Origin of the sequence: Sporosarcina ureilytica, assembly GCF_001753205.1 — a bacterium.
GTDB lineage: Bacteria > Bacillota > Bacilli > Bacillales_A > Planococcaceae > Sporosarcina > Sporosarcina ureilytica.
The window spans coordinates 1,316,027-1,341,628 of sequence record NZ_CP017560.1 but is presented as its reverse complement, the minus strand read 5'-3'; the positions used below and the strand labels follow the sequence as shown (position 1 = coordinate 1,341,628).

At 38.4% G+C, this 25,602-nt stretch carries 23 protein-coding genes; 8 read left to right on the top strand and 15 right to left on the bottom strand.

Annotated elements, in window-relative coordinates:
* Positions 1 to 151: 151 nt before the first annotated feature.
* The gene (locus BI350_RS06780) at positions 152 to 1,240 is read right to left on the bottom strand and encodes a M42 family metallopeptidase (protein WP_075527402.1); all 1,089 of its coding nucleotides are present in this window, start codon (positions 1,238 to 1,240) and stop codon (positions 152 to 154) included.
* Between the two features lie 84 nt (positions 1,241 to 1,324).
* The gene (locus tag BI350_RS06775; RefSeq protein WP_075527401.1) at positions 1,325 to 2,311 is read right to left on the bottom strand and encodes a diaminopimelate dehydrogenase; all 987 of its coding nucleotides are present in this window, start codon (positions 2,309 to 2,311) and stop codon (positions 1,325 to 1,327) included.
* 122 nt (positions 2,312 to 2,433) lie between these two features.
* Between BI350_RS06775 and BI350_RS06770 the strand changes: the two genes are divergently transcribed.
* The gene (locus tag BI350_RS06770) at positions 2,434 to 3,603 is read left to right on the top strand and encodes an MFS transporter (protein ID WP_075527400.1); all 1,170 of its coding nucleotides are present in this window, start codon (positions 2,434 to 2,436) and stop codon (positions 3,601 to 3,603) included.
* A gap of 125 nt (positions 3,604 to 3,728) precedes the next feature.
* Positions 3,729 to 4,226 (top strand): preQ(1) synthase, encoded by a 498-nt coding sequence (queF, locus tag BI350_RS06765; RefSeq protein WP_075527399.1) that lies wholly within the window; start codon positions 3,729 to 3,731, stop codon positions 4,224 to 4,226.
* 497 nt (positions 4,227 to 4,723) lie between these two features.
* Here the strand turns inward: queF and recQ are convergent, their stop codons facing one another.
* From recQ to trhO, 3 genes are all read right to left on the bottom strand, one after another.
* Positions 4,724 to 6,505, bottom strand: a complete 1,782-nt coding sequence (gene recQ / locus BI350_RS06760; protein WP_075527398.1) for a DNA helicase RecQ — start codon at positions 6,503 to 6,505, stop codon at positions 4,724 to 4,726.
* 270 nt (positions 6,506 to 6,775) lie between these two features.
* Positions 6,776 to 7,597, bottom strand: a complete 822-nt coding sequence (locus BI350_RS06755) for a DUF368 domain-containing protein (protein WP_075527397.1) — start codon at positions 7,595 to 7,597, stop codon at positions 6,776 to 6,778.
* Between the two features lie 288 nt (positions 7,598 to 7,885).
* Positions 7,886 to 8,869, bottom strand: coding sequence for an oxygen-dependent tRNA uridine(34) hydroxylase TrhO (gene trhO / locus BI350_RS06750; protein ID WP_075527396.1), 984 nt, complete (start codon positions 8,867 to 8,869; stop codon positions 7,886 to 7,888).
* A gap of 254 nt (positions 8,870 to 9,123) precedes the next feature.
* On the opposite strand from trhO, the gene BI350_RS06745 reads away from it, so the two are divergent.
* The 3 genes from BI350_RS06745 to BI350_RS06735 all read left to right on the top strand — a co-directional run bounded on the left by BI350_RS06745 (position 9,124) and on the right by BI350_RS06735 (position 12,244).
* Positions 9,124 to 10,593, top strand: a complete 1,470-nt coding sequence (locus BI350_RS06745; RefSeq protein ID WP_168157254.1) for a polysaccharide deacetylase family protein — start codon at positions 9,124 to 9,126, stop codon at positions 10,591 to 10,593.
* Positions 10,594 to 10,760: 167 nt separating this feature from the next.
* Positions 10,761 to 11,141 (top strand): GntR family transcriptional regulator, encoded by a 381-nt coding sequence (locus BI350_RS06740; RefSeq protein WP_075527394.1) that lies wholly within the window; start codon positions 10,761 to 10,763, stop codon positions 11,139 to 11,141.
* A complete protein-coding gene (locus BI350_RS06735) occupies positions 11,138 to 12,244 on the top strand; it encodes a DUF1648 domain-containing protein (protein ID WP_075527393.1) in 1,107 nt (368 codons plus the stop codon). The genes BI350_RS06740 and BI350_RS06735 overlap by 4 nt, the downstream gene beginning before the upstream one ends.
* 450 nt (positions 12,245 to 12,694) lie before the next feature.
* On the opposite strand, the gene BI350_RS06730 is transcribed toward BI350_RS06735, so the two are convergent.
* The 5 genes from BI350_RS06730 to BI350_RS06710 form a co-directional block, all read right to left on the bottom strand.
* Positions 12,695 to 13,678: an NAD(P)/FAD-dependent oxidoreductase gene (locus BI350_RS06730; RefSeq protein WP_075527392.1), complete on the bottom strand. Its 984-nt coding sequence runs from the start codon at positions 13,676 to 13,678 to the stop codon at positions 12,695 to 12,697.
* A gap of 191 nt (positions 13,679 to 13,869) precedes the next feature.
* Positions 13,870 to 14,160 (bottom strand): DUF6509 family protein, encoded by a 291-nt coding sequence (locus tag BI350_RS06725; RefSeq protein WP_075527391.1) that lies wholly within the window; start codon positions 14,158 to 14,160, stop codon positions 13,870 to 13,872.
* A 333-nt stretch (positions 14,161 to 14,493) separates the two neighbouring features.
* Positions 14,494 to 14,964 (bottom strand): inner membrane protein YiaA, encoded by a 471-nt coding sequence (gene yiaA / locus BI350_RS06720; protein WP_075527390.1) that lies wholly within the window; start codon positions 14,962 to 14,964, stop codon positions 14,494 to 14,496.
* Between the two features lie 204 nt (positions 14,965 to 15,168).
* Positions 15,169 to 16,662, bottom strand: a complete 1,494-nt coding sequence (locus BI350_RS06715) for a GGDEF domain-containing protein (protein ID WP_168157253.1) — start codon at positions 16,660 to 16,662, stop codon at positions 15,169 to 15,171.
* Between the two features lie 160 nt (positions 16,663 to 16,822).
* Entirely contained in the window at positions 16,823 to 18,502 is a 1,680-nt protein-coding gene (locus BI350_RS06710) for a formate--tetrahydrofolate ligase (RefSeq protein ID WP_211117178.1), read from the bottom strand.
* Positions 18,503 to 18,668: 166 nt separating this feature from the next.
* Here BI350_RS06710 and BI350_RS06705 point away from each other — a divergent pair, with 166 nt between their 5' ends.
* The gene (locus BI350_RS06705) at positions 18,669 to 20,093 is read left to right on the top strand and encodes a tyrosine phenol-lyase (protein ID WP_075527388.1); all 1,425 of its coding nucleotides are present in this window, start codon (positions 18,669 to 18,671) and stop codon (positions 20,091 to 20,093) included.
* A gap of 19 nt (positions 20,094 to 20,112) precedes the next feature.
* Positions 20,113 to 20,283 carry a hypothetical protein gene (locus BI350_RS17055; protein ID WP_168157252.1) on the top strand — a complete coding sequence of 57 codons (171 nt, stop codon included), beginning with the start codon at positions 20,113 to 20,115 and terminating at the stop codon, positions 20,281 to 20,283.
* 131 nt (positions 20,284 to 20,414) lie between these two features.
* Here the strand turns inward: BI350_RS17055 and BI350_RS06700 are convergent, their stop codons facing one another.
* The 5 genes from BI350_RS06700 to dut all read right to left on the bottom strand — a co-directional run bounded on the left by BI350_RS06700 (position 20,415) and on the right by dut (position 25,040).
* Positions 20,415 to 21,401 carry a zinc-binding dehydrogenase gene (locus BI350_RS06700; protein WP_075529278.1) on the bottom strand — a complete coding sequence of 329 codons (987 nt, stop codon included), beginning with the start codon at positions 21,399 to 21,401 and terminating at the stop codon, positions 20,415 to 20,417.
* 5 nt (positions 21,402 to 21,406) lie between these two features.
* Positions 21,407 to 22,339, bottom strand: a complete 933-nt coding sequence (locus BI350_RS06695) for an ArsA family ATPase (RefSeq protein ID WP_075527387.1) — start codon at positions 22,337 to 22,339, stop codon at positions 21,407 to 21,409.
* A gap of 15 nt (positions 22,340 to 22,354) precedes the next feature.
* Positions 22,355 to 22,612 carry a cory-CC-star protein gene (locus tag BI350_RS06690; RefSeq protein WP_075527386.1) on the bottom strand — a complete coding sequence of 86 codons (258 nt, stop codon included), beginning with the start codon at positions 22,610 to 22,612 and terminating at the stop codon, positions 22,355 to 22,357.
* Between the two features lie 64 nt (positions 22,613 to 22,676).
* The gene (locus BI350_RS06685; RefSeq protein WP_075527385.1) at positions 22,677 to 24,419 is read right to left on the bottom strand and encodes a carbon starvation CstA family protein; all 1,743 of its coding nucleotides are present in this window, start codon (positions 24,417 to 24,419) and stop codon (positions 22,677 to 22,679) included.
* A 213-nt stretch (positions 24,420 to 24,632) separates the two neighbouring features.
* Positions 24,633 to 25,040, bottom strand: a complete 408-nt coding sequence (dut, locus tag BI350_RS06680; protein WP_075529277.1) for a dUTP diphosphatase — start codon at positions 25,038 to 25,040, stop codon at positions 24,633 to 24,635.
* A gap of 170 nt (positions 25,041 to 25,210) precedes the next feature.
* Here dut and BI350_RS06675 point away from each other — a divergent pair, with 170 nt between their 5' ends.
* Positions 25,211 to 25,591 carry a sigma-w pathway protein ysdB gene (locus tag BI350_RS06675; protein ID WP_075527384.1) on the top strand — a complete coding sequence of 127 codons (381 nt, stop codon included), beginning with the start codon at positions 25,211 to 25,213 and terminating at the stop codon, positions 25,589 to 25,591.
* Positions 25,592 to 25,602: the final 11 nt, after the last annotated feature.

Here is a 25,602-nt window from a genome sequence, read left to right as displayed (position 1 = left end):
TCTACTTATTTTTGATTGTATAAAATAGTATATGTGTGTATATTTATAAAGTCAAGTGAATTATTATAACTTAATCAATAATTTAAAATCTTATAAATCAAAAAGAAAAAATGTCCAAACAATGATTGTTTGGACATTTTTATTATGATATTTATTCAAATGTAATTGAATTAACTGTGTCACGGTCTAATTTCTTAATGACCTCGATGAGAAGCTTCACTGTATTTTCATAATCATCACGGTGTAAAATTCCGGCATGGCTGTGAATGTAACGAGTTGGAATACAAATTGCTAAGGATGGTACGCCATTATTTGAAATATGGATAGCACCTGCGTCTGTTCCGCCACCAGACATTGTTCCAAATTGATAAGGAATGCCCTTTTCTTCAGCCGTATCGATGACTAAATCACGTAACCCTTTATGAGACACCATGGATGCGTCAAACAGTAAAATTTGTGGACCGTCTCCCATATTTCCTGTCGCTTCTTTCTCTGAAATTCCAGGTGTGTCACCAGCAACGCCGACATCTACCGCAAAACCAATATCAGGTTGGATTTTTGTTGCAGCCGTTTTTGCACCACGCAGGCCAACTTCTTCTTGTGCAGCACCCACGCTATAGACAACGTTCGGATGTTTTTCCTCTTTCAAGCCTTTAAGTACGTCTATCGCGATTGCAACACCAATCCGATTATCCCATGCTTTGGCAAGAAGGTGCTTGTCATTATTCATCACAGTAAATTCAAAATAAGGAACAACCATATCGCCTGGTAAAATCCCCCACTCCATCGCCTCTTCTTTAGAAGTAGCACCGACGTCAATGAACATATCTTTAATGTCAACTGGCTTCTTTCGTGCTTCTGGCGATAAAATATGCGGTGGCTTTGAACCGATAACGCCCGTTACTGTGTCACCTTTACGTGTAACAATTGTTACGCGTTGGGCTAGCATTACTTGGGACCACCAGCCGCCAACTGTTTGAAATGAAAGAAATCCTTTATTGTCTATTTTCGTGACCATAAAGCCAACCTCGTCAAGGTGTCCTGTAACCATCACTTTCGGTCCGCTTTCATCGCCTGTTTTCTTTGCGATTAAAGAGCCCAAGCCGTCTTGTTCAATTTCATCAGCAAATGGTGCTATATATTTTTTCATTACTTCACGTGGTTCGCGCTCATTTCCTGGGATGCCTTTTGCATCTGTTAATTCTTTTAACATCGTCAATGTTTCGTCTAGTTTCGTCAATTTTTCGACCCCCTAAGTAGTTAAGCTTATTTAGTATATTCTAATTGGAGCTCGTTTTCAAAACATTTACTATTCAACTTTCCCTTACAACAATTCCTTACGTAGTGTAGCCGCGCTTTTCGGCGAAAGTAATCCTGGTGCCACATCAAAGACTGTCTTCGCCCCATAGTCGCCATTTTGATTTAAACGGAACGCCGCTCTTGCATAGGCGACCAAAACGCTCGCTGTAAACTCTGGATTACTCTCTAGTTTTAATGCATATTCAATCACTTGATTATTTCCCTCACCTGTTTTTCCACTACGAATCACAAATCCACCGTGTGGCATTGCAGCATGGTCTCGTTTTAGTTCTTCTTCAGAAATAAAATGGACTGTTGTGTCGTGGTTGGTGAAGTAATTTGGCATTGTAACGATTGCCTGCTCTACTTCTTTTGCATCTGCGCCTTCTTCAAGAACGACGTAGCATTCTCTCGTATGTTGTTCACGCGTCGTTAATTCGGGCAGGGATCCACTTCGCACTTGTTCAACTGCTTCCGGGTTCGGAATGGTGTATTGAACGGCTCCTTTCACGCCTGGAACCCTACGAACCGCGTCGGAATGTCCTTGGCTTAACCCTTTCCCCCAAAATGTATATGTAGTGCCTTCCGCTAACACAGATTCCCCGAATAATCTGTTCATTGAAAATAAACCTGGGTCCCATCCTACTGAAATAATCGCTGTCTTTTTATTGGGCTTGGCGACTTTATCCACCGCATCAAAATGTTTTGGGATGTCCGCGTGTGTATCAAAGCTATCAATCGTTGTAAAATGCTCGGCTAACATCGGTCCTTGTTCTGGCAAATCATTTTTTGAGCCTCCACATAAAATAAGTACATCGATTTTCTCTTTAAAATCTTCTATACGATTTAGTGCATAAACAGGAACTGATTCGTTTATTAGGTTTACATCTCCCGGGTTCCTTCTAGTAAATACACCCTTTAGTTCCATATCTTCATTTTGATAAATTGCAGACTCAACCCCCCGGCCTAAATTTCCGTATCCTGCAATGCCAATTCTAATTTTTTCTGTCATGTCCCATTCTCCTTTTTACATATTAATTATCAGATGAAAATCAATACTTTTCCATATCATCTTAAGCATAAACAATGTTAAAGTAAAAGTAATGTATTTCACATGAAAAGAGGCTTATTAAATTGCGCAATTTTGTTTATTTAATTGTGTTTATTTCATTTTTAGATTTATTTTCACAGTTACCGATTATGAGTCCATTCGCTGATTCACTAGGTGCGACGCCTTTTATTACGGGCTTAGCGGTAGGACTCTATTCATTTACGAATATGATTGGAAATGTACTTTCCGGCTTTATGACAGATAAGCGTGGACCATTTATCATTCTCGTAATAGGTTTGTTTGCCACCGCTATTTCTTTATTTCTTTACTCTATCATTGCGGATCCTATTAGTTTACTAGGAATTCGTTTTTTACATGGCTTTATGGAAGGTCTCATTGTACCGGCTGCTTTTACTTTTCTTGCGAATCGTACTGAAAAAACGAAACGTGGACGTGGCGTGGCGATATCCGGTGCTTTCGTTGGATTAGCTGCCATTATCGGGCCAGCTTATGGCGGGATCGTTGGTGCAAAAACGAGTACCGCATTCGTAATGGCAATCAATGGGACAATTATGTTCGTTATTGCGATCATCGCGATGCTCGCATTGCGTTCGTTTAATTTTGTACCGAAGAAAAAATCGGGCAATCAAGCAACACAAACTCGAGTTCGACATTTATTTCAATCTTCAGGTATGATTCGAGCTTTTGCGGGTGCATTCTTCCTTATGTTTTCACAAGGGGTATTGGCACTTGTTTTACCGCTTAAAGTTGTGGCGCTTGGCTTTGATGCCAAAACGAGCGGCATGTTACTAAGCGCATTTGGTTTTACAGCTGTGTTAATCTTTTTACTACCCATCAACCGCATCTTTGACCATGCACGTCCAATTATTACACTTGCATTTGGCATATCCCTCATGGGGGTTAGCATGTTATTATTAAGCCAATTCGAAGAGTTAACCCTGTTATACGGGGCTATGATTGTTTATGGAGTTGGTTTTGCATTTTTATTCCCATCGATCAACTCATTGTTAATCGATTCTTCCTCACCCGAATTTCGCGGAAAAGCATACGGTTATTTTTATGCATTCTTTTCAATTGGTACCGTTGCAGGTTCGAGTGTCATTGGATTCTTAGATTTGCAGTTTAAAGGATCATTTATGTTAACAGGCATTCTCCTTCTTGCTATTGCCGCCTATGCGCTTTTCGGCATGACGCAGAAAAAGTCTGTTGACAATATACAAACGATAGGCTAATGTTTTACTTTGAAAATAAATAATTGACCGGGAGAGGTTTATAGCGACCCTCTATAAAAAACTATACGTTGCGATTTGAATCGTTACAAACCTCCCACGTTCCAATTAAAATGGGAGGTTTTTTTATGTCTACAAGAGAGCAATCATCATTAGATGACTTAACCCTTCTTGGCAATCAAAATACAGAATACGCTTATTCTTATAATCCTAGCGTCTTAGAAGCTATCGATAGTTTACACCCGCATCGGGATTATTTCGTGAAATTTAATTGTCCGGAATTTACAACACTATGCCCACAAACGGGTCAACCGGATTTCGCAACATTGTATATTAGCTTTATTCCGGATAAAAAAATCATTGAAAGTAAATCTCTGAAGCTATATTTATTTAGCTTTAGGAATCACGGTGATTTCCATGAAGATTGCATCAATATTATTATGAATGACTTAATTGAACTGATTGACCCGCGGTATATCGAAGTGTGGGGCAAGTTCACCCCACGTGGCGGCATCTCGATTGATCCTTATTGCAATTACGGAAAGCCAGGCACAAAATTTGAGCAAATGGCTGAACATCGGTTGATGAATCATGATATGAATCCGGAGAAAATTGATAATCGATAATACAACTGGTGAGGAGTGTATTTTTATTCCTCACCTGTTTTTTTATTTATGTGATAGCGTTGAGAGCTTTTCCCAAAACGTTGATTACTTTCATGAAGACGTTGTGTACTTTTGATTACCTTGTATACTTTTCTGACAGCGTTGAGAACTTTTCTTAAAGCGTTGATTACTTCCCTGAAGACGTTGCGTACTTTCGATTACGTTGCATACTTTCCTGAAAGCGTTGAAAGCTTTTCTTAAAGCGTTGATTACTTCCATGAAGACGTTGCGTACTTTCGATTACGTTGCATACTGTTCTGACAGCGTTGAGAACTTTTCTTAAAGCGTTGATTACTTCCATGAAGACGTTGCGTACTTTCCTGAAACGTTGCTTACTTCTTAAAATACTTTGCGAACTTTTAATACCATATACCTCTAAACTAAAAAACCCGTTTGCATTCAAAATTTCATAGAATGCAAACGGATTTTTATTTTAGTTACTTCATTTTTTCCCGCTATCAAGTAGTCGATACAGTCTCATTTTGATAGGCTTGAATTTCCTCCAAAAATGGCTCGCCGTATCTTTCCAACTTCGTAAGCCCCACACCATTGACTTCTAAAAACGCCTCTTCAGTCGTTGGCATGCGACTTACCATATCATGTAACGATTTATCTGAGAAGACAACAAACGGAGGAACGCCAGCGTCTTGCGCTAATTGACGGCGTAATGCACGAAGTTTTTCAAATAACGGATTGTCCACCGTAATTTGTTTCGTGACGACAGATACTTTGCGAAACACTTTCTGCTTGCCTGTTAAAACATCTTTTCCGGCCTCTGCCACATAAATAATTGGAAATTGACCGTGTTCAACCCCCAAATAGTTTTCCGAAATAATAAACTCAATAAAATCAGAGACGTCTTTTGCACTTCTACCTTTTAAAATGCCATACGTCGTTAATTTATCGAATCCGAAATCTTTCACTTTTTTATTTCGCGATCCTGTTAATACTTGTGCAATCATCGTTTTACCAAATCGTTGGCCCATCCGAATTACGCAAGATAATACTTTCTGTACGTCTTCGGTCACGTCTAAGCTTTCCCGTGTATCTGTACAGTTCGCACATCTACCACAATCGGATACATCTTCTTCGCCAAAGTATTGAATGATAAACTTCTGTAAACAAACTTCAGTATGACAATAATCGACCATTGACTGTAACTTCTGTAACTCCATCGGAATTCTCGATTCATCTAATGATTGGTCGATTAAAAAGCGTTGCGTTTGCACGTCTTGCGATGAAAACAACAATGTACAATCACTTTTTAACCCATCGCGTCCAGCACGTCCAGCTTCTTGATAATAACTTTCCATATTACGTGGCATTTGGTAATGAATCACATACCGTATATTGGATTTATCGATTCCCATTCCAAATGCATTTGTCGCAATCATGACGGACGTTTCATCATTTAAAAACTGTTCTTGACCTTCTTGACGCATTATGTCAGACAGACCTGCATGATACTTTCCTACAGGTACACCACGTTTTGAAAGTACTTCATACAGATGATCGACTGCCTTTCTCGTTGCCGCATAGATAATTCCCGCTTCGCCCTCATTTTTCTTTACATAATCAATGACAAATTTTTCTCTGTCCTGGCCTTTAATCACTGAAAAAGTTAAGTTTTCTCTCTCGAATCCTGTCATGACTGTATTTTCTTCGTCAATTGTCAGTTGTGAACAAATATCTTCCCGAACGGCTGGTGTTGCTGTTGCCGTTAATGCGAGAACAACCGGCTTTTCGTGAAAAAGAGAAACCATTTTACGGATATTTCGATAGCTCGGCCTAAAATCATGGCCCCATTGAGAAATACAATGGGCTTCATCAATGGCCACAATTGGCACGTTCATAAGTTGCAAACGATTTGTAAAAGAAGGAGAATCAAGTCGCTCAGGCGCAATGTATAATAAACGATACTCTCCTCGAATCGTCGCTTCCATTGTCTCCTGGTATTCTTCTGAAGTCATTGTACTATTAATATAAGCCGCTGAAATCCCTGCTTCTTTCAGTGCATCTACTTGGTCTTTCATCAATGAAATGAGCGGTGAAATGACAAGCACAGTTCCTTCCATCACAAGTGCTGGTACTTGATAACAAAGTGATTTTCCTCCGCCAGTCGGCATCACACATAGCGTGTCCTTCCCTTGCAAAACACTTTCAATGACTTGCTCCTGTCCTGTTCTAAACGAGTCATATCCAAAATAATCTCGTAAAACCTCTGTTGCTTTTATTAGCAAAGTCCACTCCTCCCCTTTCATTTAACTAAATTATCGCGATTTAACATTTATTTTCTACAACAATCGACATCATTTCTTACCTCAGTGTAGCACAAATTGCTGCCCTATTTCTCTATCAATTTTTCCGTTTTTCTTAACCATCTTCATTCAGCCAATTTAAAAAACGCCTAATCACTAGGCGTTTTTCAAACATTGACTCTTCCTTCTCGCGTAACTCTTCAATTACACGAAGCAAATCGTATTCACACGTTAACTTTGTAAGTATCTAAATTATATCGATGATTTATTATCGAATGAGCTAAATAAACTCGCGACAAGTAAGCCAATAAAAAATGTAAGCAAACTCATCATTAAAAATGTGCCATCCTTAGGTAATCCAGGATAAATTACAAATACTGATCCAATGATAAGCCCAATCACGACAGCAAATGTACCATACTTGAATCGTTCAAGTAAATAACGAATCACCTTACTGCTGACAATAAATCCAACAATTACACCCGAGCCAATTACTATAATAATTGGTAGATTTAAATTCGATAACGCACTAATTGCAGTCGAATATACACCGAGTAATAATAAGATAAATGAACCACTAATCCCCGGCAATAGCATCGCCATACTTCCGGCCCAACCCGCTAGGAATAAACCGAGCGCATTAGAAGAGGTTAGTTTCGTAATTGTTCCATAATCTTGTGGGCTTACAAACGCCAGTGATGCAAGCGCAGCCCCTACAATAATGACAAGTAAATAATGTCCAAGCTTAAAATTCTTTTTGACATTGACTTGTTTTGAAATAAAAGGCACCACACCAATAATGAGCCCTAGAAAGAAAAATTGTGTTTGTGCATGATAGTTTTTTAATAAGTATTCAATCAGTCGACTGAAAATCAATAATGTGCCACCCATTCCGATCGCAAGCGGCAGTAAAAATCCAATATGCTTTTTCCAGTCCCGACTAAAGAAACCGCTAATTGCAGTTAGTAATTGTTCATAAATTCCTAAGATGAATGCGATTGTTCCCCCACTCACGCCAGGAATGAGATCGCTAATTCCGATAAAGAAACCGCGATATATATTTCTCCATTGCATAAACAAAAATCCTCCATTTTTACATTTGAATGCAACTAGTATACCACTTTTAGACTTCGATTGAGAATGAAAATATGACAACATAAAGAATTTGAAATAGCAATCTGATTGAATTAATTATCAACAAGCGTTTCACTATCAAATCTCCATCTATACGCTCGGATAACAATCTTATCCTATTCATTCAAAAAGAAATCGTTTAGACGGGATATTTTCCATCTAAACGATCTCATTTATTTCTTTCATGTTTATAAAAGAATCAACGCAGTCATTTGTAAAAAACTAGTTTTAACCTTCCGTTGAAATAAGTTCATTCCCACGGCGACGTTCAATTTCTGCAAGACGCGCATTAAATTCCTCAACAGTCATATTATGTTCAGTAAAGTAACGGTTTCGTGGATGTACACGGCACTCATCTGTACAACTGCGCATATATACATGTTCATTTTCTTCCGAGCATAAAATCTGTGCATTACATTCAGGATTCGCACAGTTTACATAACGCTCACATGGCTCACCATCGAAGTGGTCACGACCAACAATCACATGTTCTACTTGGTTGACTGGGACAGCGATTCGCTCATCAAATACATAACATTGCCCATCCCATAATTGACCTTTTGCCACAGAATCTTTACCGTAAGAAACAATTCCGCCTTCAAGTTGGTTAACATCTTCAAAACCTTCTCGTACGAGCCAACCTGAGAATTTCTCACATCGAATACCGCCCGTGCAATACGTTAAAATCTTCTTGCCTTCGAATTGTTCTTTGTTTTCACGAATCCAATCTGGAAGCTCTCTAAACGTTCGTATATCTGGACGAATGGCTCCACGGAAATGTCCTAAGTCGAATTCATAATCGTTTCGAGCATCGATAATGACAGCATCCTCATCTTGCATTTTCTCTAAGAATTCTGCTGGGCTTAAATAATTCCCTGTTAATTTATTTGGATTTATATCGTCTTCTAAGCTTAAATTAACAATTTGTTCGCGAACACGCACATGCATTTTTTTGAATGTATGACCATCCGCTTCATCAATTTTATAGACAATATCTTTAAAACGTTCATCGGCATTCATCATGTCCATGTATGCTTGCGTTTGTTCAACTGTTCCTGAACAAGTCCCGTTGATTCCTTCTGTTCCGATAAAAATTCGGCCTTTTAATCCCATTTCCTTACATGCTTCTAAATGCTCAGCAACAACTGTTTCAGGATCTTCAATCGTTACATATTTGTAAAATAAAAGAACCCGATATGTGCCTTTTTCCATTTTTCAAACCACCTTGTTATATTTGTCACAAATATTTTTCATAAATTGAGATGTTGACATTATACCATAATTATTTAATCAAAAAAAGTGTTACTTCTATAATAAACACTACCAATAATGATTGGAATGACTGCATATATCTAGTATACTTCAATAGTAGATAGGCGCTAAAATTCGACAAAAAATTCAATGTAACTGTTTCATTAGTCAAAAACACCCATTTGATGAATGAAAGTATAAAAAGGAGTTTCAGTATGAAAAAACCAAAGTTCACAGAGCGCTTTCCTTTGCTCGATATTATGCTTACTTGCATGACCATCGTATTAGTTCTTTGCTTCGGTTATTTTTTATTTGTTTTTCTAAATAGCAGCACATCAGCAACATCCAGTCTTTCAGTCACTGATACGATTCCATCAACAATTGATGAAATTGAATCAAGTTTTTCCGGCATTAAAATCGTTACGGAAATTTCAAACGACCTGAATGCGCCGTTTGCCATTCAATATCCACAAAGCAAACATATTCAATTCAATGATGAAGTAAAAAAATACATAAAAACATTAAAATACAATTATTTAACTGACATAGCAGCGTACAAACAAAATCACCAAACATTTCCAAGTGAATTGAACATTTCATTTGAAACCTTTGAACATAATGGAATTTATTCTTTTGTAATCGTAAAAAATGAATACATCGGCGACAACGAAGGCGAAATCAGCATTCACACTTTCCGACTAAACCCTGATACTGGTGACCGCATTACAATTGAACATGTTTTCGATTATCATCTACAACATCTGCTGGAAATCTCACAGCTCACAGAAGAACGCCTTTATCAAGATGAAGCACTTATCAATCATTTATTACCTGAGCAAGTAGCCATTCACACACAACCCATTTGGGAAAACTTTCAAAACTTCGCATTAGCAGAAAATGAAATTATCTTTTATTTCGAATATAATAAACTGGCAAACAGCGAGGCAGGGATTCCAATCGTTGCGATTCCCTATCAAACGATCAATCCTTTACTTACAGAATTTCTTCAAGCTTTAATCGTAGAGGAAAAGACAGAAAAACCGAACACAGCTCAATCAGCCATTAATCAACAGGAGGCTACAAAGAATAAAGAGATTCGAAACAATAATGTGGAGCATGAAGAAATTCCCAAGCAAAAAAGAGTTGCCCTGACATTTGACGACGGTCCCGACCCGAAAGTGACAACACGGATATTAGAAACGTTGGAGCGATATGATGCAAAAGCCACCTTCTTCATGCTAGGTAGCCGGGTTGAATATTATCCTGAAATTGCCAAAAGCGTTCACGAAGCCGGGCACGAACTCGGTAACCACTCTTGGACGCATCCTGATTTAACAAAGGCGAATAATGATAAAATCGCAAGTGAAATTGATAGAACTACTACGATTATCGAAGAAGTAACAGGTCAAAAACCAGAAATTTTTCGTCCCCCATACGGTGCTTTTAATGACAACGTATTAAACCTAACAGACTTATCAATGATTTTATGGGACGTTGATACACTCGATTGGAAACACAGAAATGCAAGTCAACTGCTTTCATATGTAAAACAAAACACGAGAGACGGCAGCATTATTCTCATGCATGATATTCACACATCGACCGCTGATGGGCTTGACGCTGTTCTCGCTTATTTAGCGGAAAACGACTTTCAATTCGTCACGATTTCCGAATTAAGTGAATAACAATAAACGCCCTCACTTTTTGAGATTCATTCAAAAAGTGAGGGCCTTTTTATTATAGAATAAATCCGACGAAAGTGTTATAATAAACATATAACACTTTCGCATAAAAGTTATGAGTATAGAAGGCCGAACGAAATTGATTTTTAGGCGTTCAGAGGAGGGATCGTATGTTTATTGAAATAGATATGGATTCGGAAGTACCCATTTACATCCAATTAATGAATGGCTTAATAGAAGCAATTGCAAACGGGACGCTCCAAACGGGAAATACTTTACCGTCCGTGCGCGCTCTTGCTTCTGATCTTGGGATAAATATGCATACGGTGAATAAAACGTATCGTGAACTTGAAAAAAAAGGTCTTGTACAAATTATTCCAAAGTCAGGAACCATTGTTCAACAGCGAACAGTAGACGAAGCGAAACTTCAACAATTCACTCATCTAATACGTCCAATGATGGCAGAATTACTCGCGAATGGTTTAACAGAAGAACAGGTTCATCAACTTTCTTCAGACATCATGATAAGTATCAAGGAGGGAGATCAATGACAATTGCTTTATTACTAGCTATAGCTACTTTTATTATCATAATCCAGGCTGCTATTCCCTATTTATTAAAACCAACAATCGTTTTCGGTGTAACCATCCCAAATGGTTATACAAAAAACGAAAAACTTCTTTTTTATAAAAAAATGTATGCATCCATAGTCTTCATTATCGGAATTCTAACGATTACCGCATTTATGATATGGGCAATGAACGCCAAACCACTTGAAGAGAAAATGATGATAAGCGGCGTTGCAATTCAATTTGCTATTTTGATTTTAAGTATGGCTTTATACTTTGTTTTCCACGCCAAAACCTCAAAGTTAAAAACGGAAAATCAATGGGGAGCAAATTTAAAACAAGTTCGATTAGTTGATATTGCTGCCAGAACCGCTGATGAAATGTTACCTTTTACAATTTTTCTCTTGCCCATGGTCATAACAATTGGGCTGATTATTTACACAACGATTCATTATCCAAGTTTACCTGAACTTATCCCAACGCACTGGGGGATCGATGGTCAACCCGATGCATTTACTGAGAAAACACCTTTTTCGGCAATTGCTCTCCTACTTATTTTACTCATTATGCAAGGGATGATGGTCGGAATTAACGAATTAACTAAAAGATCTGGCATTAAAATCCAAGCGAATCGCAAAAAGAAATCACGGGCCCAACAGCTAGCTTTTCGAAAGTATTCCAGTTGGCTTTTATTTGCAACAGCCCTTCTTCTAACAATCTTATTTGCTTTTTTACAATTAATGACGATACATGAAAATATCGGCGGAACCGCTATTGTACTCGCTCTGCCGATTGCATTTATCATTATTATTTTTGGAATGACTGCAGTTTATGCTTTTAAAGTGGGTCAAGGCGGTGCACGTCTCGATGTTCAAATTACAGAAGAAGAAGTAGAAGGGATTACAAATTTTGACGATGATCAATATTGGAAGCTTGGCGTGATTTATGTGAACAAAGATGACCCTTCCATTTTTATAGAAAAACGATTTGGTGTTGGTTGGACGGTAAACTTTGGCAATCCAATCAGTTACTTAATTTTCTTTGGTCCACTGTTATTAATCCTGGGTATTTCTTTGTATCTGTAATATTTCTTTTTCATTTAATTTCAAAATTCAATTACTATCTTGAGATTAACCTTAATAATGTTGATTTCCGTTCCGGGCGGACGCTTTCCGTGGGGCCGGCGGTAAGCCTCCTCAGTCGCTTCGCTCCCTGCGGGGTCTTACCTAGGAAAAAGTGAACTACCTTTTTCCCTGCTAATCCCACAGGAAGAGCCGTTACGAAGAACGGCTTTTGCGACCAAAAAGCGAAGCGTTTGAGAGCACGCAGTCGCCGCCCTCCACTACAATCAACGAAGATACCATGAATAATTTAAAGTGAATTTATTATAATATCGTATCCAGTTCCAAAATTAAAAATAATGAAATTCATTCTGTTAACAGATAGAAAATAAAAAATTGGACCACCCGTTTATTTCTGGGTGGTCCTTTAAAATTTGATTCATTCACATCATTACAAATGAGAATCACATATCATTAACTAAAAACACTTGTGCTGTGTAGTGGTTGTAGTCTTGCTTTCGGATCTACATAGGCTTTCGCATGGTTGACAGCAATTGGGGCTTCACCAAGTCCAACGGCGATTAACTTTACTTTGCCGTCAAACGTTGTGACATCCCCTGCAGCGTAAATCCCTTCAATATTTGTTTCCATTTTCGTATTGACCAAGATGGAGTTACGTTCCATTTCAAGACCCCAATCTTTCAATGGTCCTAATGAAGAAATATTACCGTAATTAACAATGACGTGATCCGTTGAAATTCTTTCTTCTTCGCCGTCTCTAGATGCGACCAGAATTTCGTTGATTTCACCATTGTCTCCAATGATTTCTTTAATTGAAAGTGAAGTTTTTACATCTACTTTAGAATCCATTAACTGGTTGACACTCGTTTCATGTGCCGTAAAACGTTCGCGACGGTGAATTAACGTCACTGAAGCTGCAATATCCTCAAGCATTAACGCCCAGTCTACTGCTGAATCTCCCCCACCACAGACGACAACATTTTTATCTTTAAAAATTGTTAAATCCTTAATTCCATAGTGTAATGTTTTTCCTTCATATTCGGCCTCTTCTTTCAAACCGATTTTACGAGGTTGGAATGCACCAATCCCAACTGTGAGTAAAATCGTTCTCGTTAAATGGACACCTTTATCTGTCTTGAGCTCGAAATAATCATCATGCTTTTCAATTGATAATGCTGTTTCTCCGAGTAAAATTTCCGGTTTGGCATAATGTGCTTGTGTGACAAGATTTGCAACAAAATCTTTCGCTAGTATTTTCGGGAAACCGCCTACATCATATATATATTTATCTGGATAAAGCTCAATAAGTTGACCACCCAATTGTGGAAGGCTATCGATGATCTTAACCGACATTTCTCTCATCCCCGCATAAAATGATGCGAATAAGCCAGTCGGTCCTCCCCCGATAATTGTAATATCAACAATTTCTCTCTCCATATATAACACTCCAGTTATTATAAATTTTTCGTCGCGTTTCGTAAAAAAGGTGAATAAAAAAATAACCTTTCGAAACCATCATAAGACCATTATCTACTAAATGAACAAAAAAGACACTTATTCTGATTTAAAAAGAGTTATTTTATTTTCTATTCTTTTATTTTAACAACACTTCTATGGGTAGGCGTTTTTTATTCTGCTTCATGATAATGCGCTTTACAAAATGTAAGGATTGTTGAAAGTTCTTCTTCTTCCAATTCAAAATCAAAGGGTTCATCTGTTGCCCGATCAAAAAAGTGTGCAACGACGAGTCGGTCTTGCTCTTCATCTACCGCTAAAATTGCCCTTACGCCAACTCCAGCATCAGTATAGAGCTCATCCTCTTCGTTCAGCATGACGAACAGTCGAAATTCGTATCGTTCTCCGCTAATAAGCCCCGTAGGATCTACAATTTTTTCTGCAATATATTCTGTTATTTCCATAATTCTCACCTTTCGTTCCAATATACAGTTTCAATTAAGCTATTGTATCATGAGTATCCCAAAAAGTATCATACCTTGGTTAAATTTAAATAAAAGAGTTAACTTTATCATCTGATTGCAAGCGTGGAACCGCGGCAGAAATACATTCGATGAGTATGGAATTTTTCTTTAAAGAGCAAACAGAAAGGGTGGCTGCGTAAAATCCGTTGTTGATTTGATTGAAGAGTGGTTAGAATCCGTGGATGATAAAGCGTTATAATGAGAAAAGCGGGATTACTATGTGAACTCACAAAGTAATTCCGCCTTATTTTTATGACATGTTCAACTTTTCAATCACTCTATTTCTTTAGCACTTTTTGTATCTCTTACATTTTTCTGGACAGTAATTGCTGCAAATATACTTAATACAAATGCCATCGCATAAAAACCTTTTTCACTTAAAATAATACTTCCTGCATTGTATAACCCAATCGCCATTAATAGGATTGCGATAATCATGGCAAACCAGCTAATCCCATAGTAAATATTCGTCACGGGGACTCCCTCTTCTTTATCTCTCACTGCTTTTTGCAAAGATATAGACGCATAGAGTCCAAATATGAGCACTGCAAAGTAATAGCCCTTCTCATTCAGTTCCATGGCCGCGTTATACAGACCTAGTAAATAAGCTGACATTCCAATAATAAGTGCCGCAATAGAAGCCCCCTTGAATGCTTGCGTTGGCTCTCCTTCTTTTCTTTCTACTTTCATGTTAGCCTCTTTTTGTTTTTCCCTTACCAAAAAATCATCGTCTTCTTTTACCATTTCCCATCCCCCTTTTTGTTTATCATCCGATTAAAATCGAACACTGAATTCCTAAACTAGCATGCAATAGCCATTTCACGAAAAATGACTTTCATCTCTCATTATTATATAAGTACTCCATACGAATTGATTTCATTCTTCCATTAGCTTTTCTTGCATCATAATGATTTTTAGGGATTAAAAAACATACTAACGATTTATTCGCTAGTATGCATTCATAGTCGTCTCGTAATATCTATACTGATTCTTGCCATTTTCTTTTGCACAATAAAGCGCTTTATCCGCTCGATTATACAATGTTTCCAACTGTTCATTGTTTGTTGCATACGCAATTCCGATACTAATGGAAACTTCAGCATGAAGCTGTTCGTTTAACTCTTTGTATACTTCGTTTAACTTTTGAATTAATGAGGATGCTATTTTTGTCTGTTCCTCTCGCGTTACATTGGAATAAACAACAACAAATTCATCACCGCCGATTCTTGCCACAACGTTTTTATCACCGACAACTTTTTGAATGATTTTCGCTGTCTCGACTAATATACGATCCCCTTCAGCATGTCCTAGCCGATCATTTACTTGTTTAAAATTATCCATATCTATCATCATTAACGCGACATGTTCATGTTTCCTACTTAATCTTTTCCTTATCTCCATTTCAAATGCAGCTCGATTTTTCAAGCCTGTTAAACTATCATGTAAGGCCAGGTGAATTGGCTTCGCGATTAATCTACCAATAATAATTGCTAATAAAATGACAGCTATTACAATAATTAACTGTTGGTAAATAAATTCATCTCGATAAAATTTTAGTAACCCTTCCAATTCGGCTTCATTATAAACAATTTCGACAATCCTTCTCATAGGAAGTTCTTGGTCCGCATCCGCCACATAAGGGATATAGCGATAGGTCACGATGCCTTGTTCTTCCGTCCTGACTGCTTCTTTCGGTTCACCCGTCCTTCGCGCTTCTAAAAAAACAGGACGCATGTCATCTAAAACTTCTTTCGACTTTCCATCTTTATCTGTATACCCAAGAATAATGCCATTTGGACTATAAACATGAATCGAATGTATGGGTGCATAATCTTTTTCCAACTGAGCAATCGTTTCTAAAAAGTTAAACCGATTAAATATATTGTCATTTTCTAGTGATGCACTGAGTTCCAGTAAATATTTTCGATCTGGCGTTGCCATATAACTAAACTTTTTTATTTCTCCAGTCGCTTGATGAATATCCATCCCATCATGGTAAAAATCACCACTTATTCTCCTTTCGTGGAGACGTTTGCCAAATGAACCACAACATTCATCAAAATCTAAACCAAGATCTTGTTCAAAGCTACTATGTATCACTATGTTGTTATCATCAATAATGAATATATCCATACCAAATTGCTTCTTCAATTGAGCAAAATCCCACTCCCCAAAAAACGGATTTTGTTCATAGTGTTCAAGTAAAATAGCCGTGTTTTCTTCCATTTTATTTGCAGTCGTTTCATCCGTAATTTTATAAACTTGGTCAATCGTATGCAAGGATTGTACGACCGTGTCTCCAATCATGTCAATCTCATTTTCATGATTCAATCGGAGTTGATCTTGAACTTTTCGATAATCAAATGAAGCGATGGCAATAGATATGAATAAAGAAAAACAAATGAGTACCACTGTTAAATACAAACTATGATATCTGTTCACGTGTTTCTTTCTCCCTCTTTTCTGGATACCATTCAACTTTCCCATGCATCCATGATCCACTTTCCCTGTTATTTCCATAATCTACTCATTTCTTGAAAAAGCAGGTAGCTTCAAAGGCTACCTGCTCTTTTAAAAAATTTATTCAATCAATTCGTGAGAATCAAATCAATCCAATTGCGTTTCCATCAACATCAACATCCATATTCAACGCGGCAGGTTGTGCGGGTAAACCAGGCATTGTCATAATATCACCTGTTAAACAAACTAGAAAACCTGCACCTAATTTCGGTATAATTTCCCTTATGGTAATTGAAAATGCTTCGGGTCTCCCTAATAATTTAGGGTCGTCGGAAAAGGAATATTGTGTTTTCGCCATACAAATCGGTAATATATTCCAGCCATTCTGTTCAATCATTTGTAAATCGCGCATGGCTTCATCCGTGAAAATGACATCTTTTCCGCCATAGACTTGTTGAACGATTTTTCCTACTTTCGTTCTGACAGATTCTTCTACATCATATAAATGAGCAAAGTGATTTTCGCTCTCTACGACTTCTAATACTTCCTTTGCTAACGCTAAACCGCCTTCTCCTCCGTTTTCCCATACATCGGTTATTGCGACTCGAACATTATGCTTCTGACACCATGACAGAATCGCTTCAATCTCCGCACTCGTATCGGTAATAAATCGATTCACAGAAACGATTGGTTCAACACCAAACGTTCGAACAGTTTCAATATGCTTCGCTAAATTAACGAGTCCTCTTAACACAGCATCTTCATTTTCCGCTTGTAAGGCGTCTCTTGAAATTCCACCGTGCATTTTAAGCGCACGAACAGTCGCTACAACGACAACAGCTTCCGGTGAAAATGCTCCATTTCTTGCTTTTATATTCATAAACTTTTCCGCACCTAAGTCTGAACCAAACCCTGCTTCCGTTACAACATAGTCAGCTAAGTTTCTTGCCATATTCGTTGCAACTAAGGAGTTACATCCGTGTGCAATATTGGCAAACGGTCCACCGTGAATAAGGGCCGGGGTACCCTCAATCGTTTGCACCAAATTGGGCTTAAATGCTTCTTTCAATAACAACGTAAGTGCCCCTTCAACACCTAAATCTTGAACAGTTACGGGTTCTTTGTCATACGTATAACCGATAACAATACGTGATAACCTTTCTTTCAAGTCTGACAAATCTGTTGCCAAACAAAATATCGCCATAATTTCTGAAGCAACCGTAATATCAAAACCATCTTCTCGGGGAACCCCTTGTGCTGGACCGCCCAATCCAATGGTGACTTGTCTTAACGCTCGGTCATTCATATCTAATACACGTTTCCATGTAATCCTGCGCGGATCGATACGAAGGTCATTGCCTCTATGAATATGATTATCGATGAATGCACTTAATGCGTTATTGGCCGTTGTAATTGCATGAATATCACCAGTAAAGTGTAGGTTGATATCTTCCATTGGGACAACTTGTGCGTATCCGCCACCTGTTGCTCCGCCTTTCATTCCCATAACAGGTCCTAGTGATGGTTCACGTAATGCAATCATCGTATTTTTGTCAAGCTTTGTAAGCGCATCCGCCAAACCAACAGTGACTGTCGACTTACCTTCTCCAGCTGGTGTTGGACTAATTGCTGTGACAAGAATGACTTTTCCTTGCTTTTTCTTTGCTTTAATTTTTGTCGGGTCAATTTTGGCCTTAAATTTGCCATAAGGTTCGATTGCGTCTTCTGGAATATCTGCACGCTTTGCAATGTCCCAAATTGACCTCATGTCTACTTGTTTAGCAATTTCTAAATCTGTCAATGGCATAATCTTCTCAGTCATGAATATCGTCCCCCAGCTTTTTCTTTTATTATACCGTACTTTGTCTAGAATACCGTGAAATTTATGAATAAATGTGAACAATCTCCGACAGGTCTGATAATTGTCCAACTATTACTAACATATATATTAATAGAGACGGAATCATTTTAAAAGGGGTTGAAATGAATTGGTAAGAAGAACAGCTGAACCTTATAAGATTAAAAGCGTAGAAACACTTGCGATGTTATCTTACGACGAACGAAAAGAAGCATTAATAAAGGCTGGCTATAACACTTTCCTGATTGACTCCGCTGATGTTTACATCGATTTATTAACCGATAGTGGAACGACTGCGATGAGTGATGCACAATGGGGTGCCCTTATGACCGGCGACGAGGCTTACGCCGGAAGTAAAAGTTGGAAGAAGCTTGAAGAAACCGTCCGTGATGTATATGGTTATCGTTATGTGTTGCCAACCCATCAAGGTCGGGGAGCAGAAAATATTTTATCCCAATTAAAAATTAAAAGTGGCGATGTGATTCCAGGTAATATGTACTTTACAACGACGCGTGCGCATCAAGAAATGAACGGTGCAAAATTTGTCGATGTCATTATCGATGAAGCCCATGACCCCGAAGCGGATCACCCTTTTAAAGGAAATATTGATTTAACGAAACTTCAAAATGTAATCGATGATGTCGGTGCTGAGAACATTCCTTACGTTTGTTTAGCTGTTACGGTCAATCTCGCCGGCGGGCAACCCGTTAGTATGCAAAATATGAAAAATGTTTATTCCCTATGTAAATCATACGGCATAGATGTTTTCTTAGACGCTACACGTTGTGTTGAGAATGCATTCTTTATTCAAGAACAGGAAGATGGCTTTGCTGATAAAAAAATTGCGGTGATTTTAAAAGAAATGCTTTCCTATTCTGATGGGTGTACGATGAGCGGAAAGAAAGATTGTCTCGTCAATATTGGCGGCTTCCTTGCGATGAATGATGAAGCACTTTATATTCGCTCGCGTGAACTGGTTGTTGTGTATGAGGGAATGCCTTCCTACGGTGGAATGGCTGGGCGAGATATGGAAGCGATGGCAATTGGGATTCGCGAAGCAGTGGATGACCACTATATTGAACATCGTATTCAACAAGTTCGCCATTTAGGCAAACAGTTAATCGACGCTGGAATTCCAATCGTTTTGCCAATTGGCGGCCATGCTGTCTTTTTGGATGCTCGTAAATTTCTCCCACATTTGAAACAGCAAGACTTCCCAGCCCAAGCACTTGCAGCCGCCTTGTATCTCGATTCGGGCGTACGTAGTATGGAACGCGGTATTATTTCTGCTGGCCGCAACATTGAAACAGGTGAAAACAATACACCCGAATTAGAACTTGTACGCTTAACGATTCCGCGGAGAGTATATACGAATAATCATATGAATGTTGTCGTTGATTCGATTATAGATTTATTTAACAAACGCGATGAGATTTGTGGGTTACAAATGGATTATGAACCGCCAACATTACGTTTCTTTAATGCACGATTTTCACCGCTTTCGAAGAGTGGCGAACTGATTAGCAAAGACAACAACACGATGGATAAGATATGAACTGAAGGGACTTTATAAAATGGAGAATAACTATACAGTTTCACCTGAAAAACTGAAAGGATTGACAGTGGAAGATGTTGCGATTACGCCTAGTGCAGTAGTAATCAAATTTACTGATGGTACATTTTTAGACATTTATCTTGATTCTACGCAAACATTAAAAACCTCAACAAACAAGCTGGACATTTAAAGGATTAGCGTACAAAAGAGGATAGGTTATGCAGTTTAACTGCTTACCTATCCTTCTTTTCGAGCTTATCTACTGTGTTGTGTCTGTGAATATTTTTCTGGTTTTGATTTAACACTTAAGTGAACCTGTTATCAATTGGCATTAATTCGCAAAGCAATCTTCCCAAAGTTTTTGCTCTCTTCTAAATAACGAAACGCTTCAGCCGCGTCTTGAAGATCGAATACTTTATCAAGGACTGGACGTGTTTCATATTTTTCAATATGTGCAATCATCTCACGCAATTCCTCACGGCTTCCCATTGTTGAACCAAGTAATTGGAACTGGCTGTAAAAGAAGTTCCGTAAATCTAAATCCACCGTATCTTCAGTTGTCGCGCCAAAGACGACAATTCGCCCGCCCTTTTTCAAGATGTCTAAAGAACGGTTAAATGTTGCACGTCCTACACTATCGATTACGAGATCTATCGTTTCTTCCGCTAACGCTAGTCCCCAATCTTCGTTCGTATCGAGCGCAATATCGGCGCCTAATGCTAATGCTTGTCTACGTTTATCTTCACTTCGAGATGTTACAATCACGCGTGCTCCAATATTTTTAGCGAATGAAATTAAATACGTCGCAACTCCGCTTCCTGCACCTGGAATGAAGACCGTCTCTCCAGCTTGTAATTTACCTTTTGTAAACAAAGCGCGATATCCCGTTAAGCCAGCTAACGCGACAACCCCGGCCTCTTCCCAAGTAAGATATTCCGGTTTTCTTTCTACTTGTTCCGCCGACAATACAATTTTTTCTGCAAATGTCCCGTTATCCGGCATCCCTAAAATATCAAACTCTTTTGGCGGTGCAACGCTGTTTTCATTCCAACGAAGTGCCGGGTTAATCATCACTTCATCACCTACTGAAACATTTGTAACGCCTTCACCAATCGCCTCAATAACCCCTGCCCCATCAGAACCTAAAATGAGGGCCCCTGCTTCGTCTCCTCGACGATTTGGGATATATAGATCACGTCGATTTAAGCCAGCGGTCCTAAGTGCAACAACGACTTCTCCGTCACTTGCAGTCGGGACTTCCATTCCCTTAATTTTCAATTGACCAAACTCATGCACAAAAGCTTTCACTTGCCTCATCCTTCCTCAAAATAATGACTATAAAGCGTTAATTGTTTTCTACTCACAATGTCTTTGGAGAATAGTGGTATATACAGTAATTTTTGCTCAGAAAATGTTTCTTCTATTTTATCAATATATTGTTTCTCATGTTTTTTACGTTCAATCATGAAATCTCCATCTACATCATCTGGTAATACTTTATTCACAATGAGTGTAGACACCTGTAAATCATAATTGCTTAGCAGTTCAATTGCTTTTTTTGTTTCTAAAATGGGTAAGCGCTCGGGATTGAGAACGAATATAAAGCCTGTTTGCAATTCATCTAGCAATATTTCACGTGCTTTGGAAAAACGGGCTTGTCTTACACGCAATACATCATAAATGGGATCTTCCACAGGTTCGCCGTCATTAATTAATCTCGAATAATTTTCATTCGTCGTTCTTCGTTTTTCAAGCAGTCCTTTAATCCAAACGCCCATTAATTCAGGTAAAGATAGGAGACGGATTGTGTGACCCGTGGGTGCTGTATCAAAAATCAGTTTATCGAAATGCGTACGTTCTTCCAAGATGATGTTTATTAATCTATCGAATAACGCCGCTTCATCTGCTCCTGGCGATGCTTTTGCTGTATCCAACTGACGATGTACTTCTTCCATCATAGCAGATTTAACGACGCCTTTAATGTTTTCCTTCACGCTTTTTATATAATTTTCAGTTTCTAATTCAGGATCAATTTCAAGGGCATATAAATTCTTTGAGACTTCTGTCGTTTTACCGCCGATTTTCGTTTCAAAAATATCGCCGACGTTATGTGCTGGATCTGTAGAAATTAATAATGTTTTATACCCTTCTTGTGCACTCTTTAATGCGATTGCTGCAGCTGAAGTTGATTTTCCAACGCCGCCTTTTCCCCCTACAAACAGGATATCTTTCTTTAACATCTCCATTTTTTCAGCTCCTTTTTAACAACAACGAAATCCAGACAACGGTGATTTCTCCATTCCCATTCGTAAATGCCAATCATGAAATTTTTCAATCATATAAGGATACAGTTCTAGTGTGTAGTAATATACCGGGTTTGGTATGCCAATCATTTCTGAATAAAGCAGAAGCAGAAATAAATCATCTTCGTCTCTAAGTTCACTCGCCACTTCACGACGATGCGGCATGCTTAACACTTCTTCATACCAATGAATTAGTGCTTTCATTTTATCAAGCATGTAATTCCTCCTTTTCCAATATGTAAAGAAGGGATAGACTATAGCGCCATCCCTTCAACCTTTGTTAGTCTTCCTCTTTACTAGAAACTTTATTGTCGTACTTCCCTGACAGGGCCGAAATTGCGGTTAGCATGATCCAAACCGCAAAGACGAAGATAATTGCTCCGAAGATGAACAGGAGCATATTTGAGCTGGTGCCCAGCCAAGACCATTCAAAGATGACTTGCTGGAACATCGCCCAAAGTGTCATAAACATGACAAACGCCATCGGAATAATGGTGACCATGTAGTTCCTGCCAAGCCGCTTCAACCAAATGGAAATTAAGAGTAAACTAATTCCAGCTAATAGTTGGTTTGCGGTTCCGAAAAGCGGCCATAGTAAATAGCCACCAGACCCAAATCCTTGAGGACCCTTCGGTAATAGAACCAATGCTGCACTTGAAACGACTGCAACTGATGTAGCTACATGCTTCTTTTCTAGTACAGGTATTTTATATTCAACACCGAGCTCAGAAATAATATACCGCATTAATCGTAAAGACGAGTCGAGTGTAGTCGCCGCGAAACTGACAACAATGATTGAAACGATTGTCGTCGAAATACTTGGCGGAATTCCGAGACCCATCGCAAGATTACTAGCCCCTTTTACAAAGTTCCCTAGTCCTCCAGAACTAGCTGCAGCAAAACTGGAATAGGAAGCAGAAAACGCCTCTTTATTCGGGAAAAATGTAATGACGGCAATAATAGAAATTAACGCCAACACACCTTCTCCAACTGCCCCTAGATAACCGACGAATCGAGCGTCCGTTTCTTTATTCAATTGTTTTGATGAGGTTCCTGAAGAAACTAATCCATGGAAACCTGAGATTGCCCCACAAGCGATGGTTATGAAGAGTAAAGGAAACCAAGATACGTCACTCACTGCATTTGTCGCAGGCGCCGTAATTGTTGGGTTCACAAATAATAGGCCAATATACAAAATACCAAGGCCTACTACAAGTTGATGTGAGTTAATAAAGTCACGGGGTTGCAACAATTTCCATACCGGAAGAACCGAAGCGATATACACATAAATCATTAAGACGACAATCCAGATGAAGAATGCTGTTGAAACAGCACCAAGTCCAAACAGTCCGGCTCCATTTTCCCCGCCCATATACCTTACAAGGTCGATTTGAAGGAAACTGAACTCACTGGAAAATACAGCTGCAATATACATAACCGCAAGTGCAATAAGCGACGGAACAAGCATTTTTTGTTTTCTCTTATAAACGGCATGCCCAATCCAAATCGCAAGTGGGATTTGAATAAACACCGGAAGTACACTCGCTGGAAACTGTATAAATAAATTCGAAATGACCCACGCAAATACAGCGTTTACCATTAAAACTAAAATTAGAATGATGAACAAAAACAATATTTTTGCACGCTGACCAATGAGTCGGTGTGCAAGTGTACCAACAGATTGTCCTTTATGACGCACAGAAAGTACGAGCGTCCCAAAGTCATGCACCCCTGCCGCGAAAACTGTACCAAGAATGACCCATAAAAAGGCAGGCAGCCATCCCCAATAAACAGCAATTGCCGGTCCAACAATCGGTGCTGCACCTGCAACAGACGTAAAATGATGTCCCCATAAAACGAATTTGTTCGTCGGAACAAAATCGACATCATCTTTATAACGATGAGCAGGTGTCACATAATTGGGATCAAGGCGAAATATTTTTTCCGCAACAATTTTTGAATAATAACGATAGCCTAGTGCCAAAATCAACATACCAATTAACGCCAATACGATTGCATTCATTCGTTCTACTCCCCCCTTAAATTTAATATTCTGTTTGAACAGCTGTTAAAGTTGTCTCCTCCTCACTTAATAATTTCCCGTACCTAACTCTATGCATGATAGTAGGAAATTAGTAGCTGATGATAAAGAGATATTCTTAAGTCATTTTTTTGAACGCAAAAAAGAGAAAAGTTGATTTTCAATCACATCAACTTTTCTCTTCCACTTTTTTATTTATTTCCCGGAGGATCCAAATCCGCCTTGTCCTCTATCCGAATCCGTAAGATTTTTTGTCTGTTCCAGCGTCACTTGCAAGACTGGCGCAATGACCATTTGTGCAATTCTCATATGTTTTTCCACTTTAAAATCTTTTTTTCCGTGGTTAATTAATATAATTTTTAATTCTCCCCTATAGCCTTCGTCAATTGTTCCTGGGCTATTTAAAACCGTAACTGCGTGTTTTAATGCTAAGCCACTTCTTGGCCTAATTTGCGCTTCAGTTCCTTTAGGCAATTCCATTTGAATCCCCGTACTTATCAAAGATGTCTCGCCTGCTTTCACGATTTTCTCTTCAACCGAAAAGATATCGAGTCCAGCATCTCCTTCATTTGCCCGATTTGGCATCTGCGCATCTTCGTGCATTAAGTTAATTTTTAATGTAAATTCCAATGTTTATCCCTCATTATCGTTTATTTAGCATTTCGAAATGAACTTTTAAAAATATAATCTTTAATTCATACTTTTTATTGAAACCTTTTTGAATGTCATCCGTATAAGTGGTGACTATATTTTTCTAAAAAGGGGGAACCTTTATGGGACTCTTAATTCGCATCGCCATCATCGTTTTAATTATTTATTTGTTTTACCGTGGGATTCGTTATCTGACTGATCCTAAACGGAAATTAGATGATGCATATGAAGCTGAACGATACTACTTTTACGATGATGTTAAAAATGTACGCAAAAACTTTTTTATTACGTATAAAGGCGCCATGTTCGAAGGGGAAAAGTATTTAGGCACGACTAAAAATTCTTTTGATGTAGTCACCATCTTCGTTTGGGTTAAAAATGAAGCAAAATTACAAGGCTTTACAAAAGATGACTTTCTTTTTCTACAATCAGAGATTCAATCCAATTATCCAACTGCTGAAATTAACTGGAAAAATCCAATCGAAAAGCTTATGAAGAATTAATGTTATTTTAT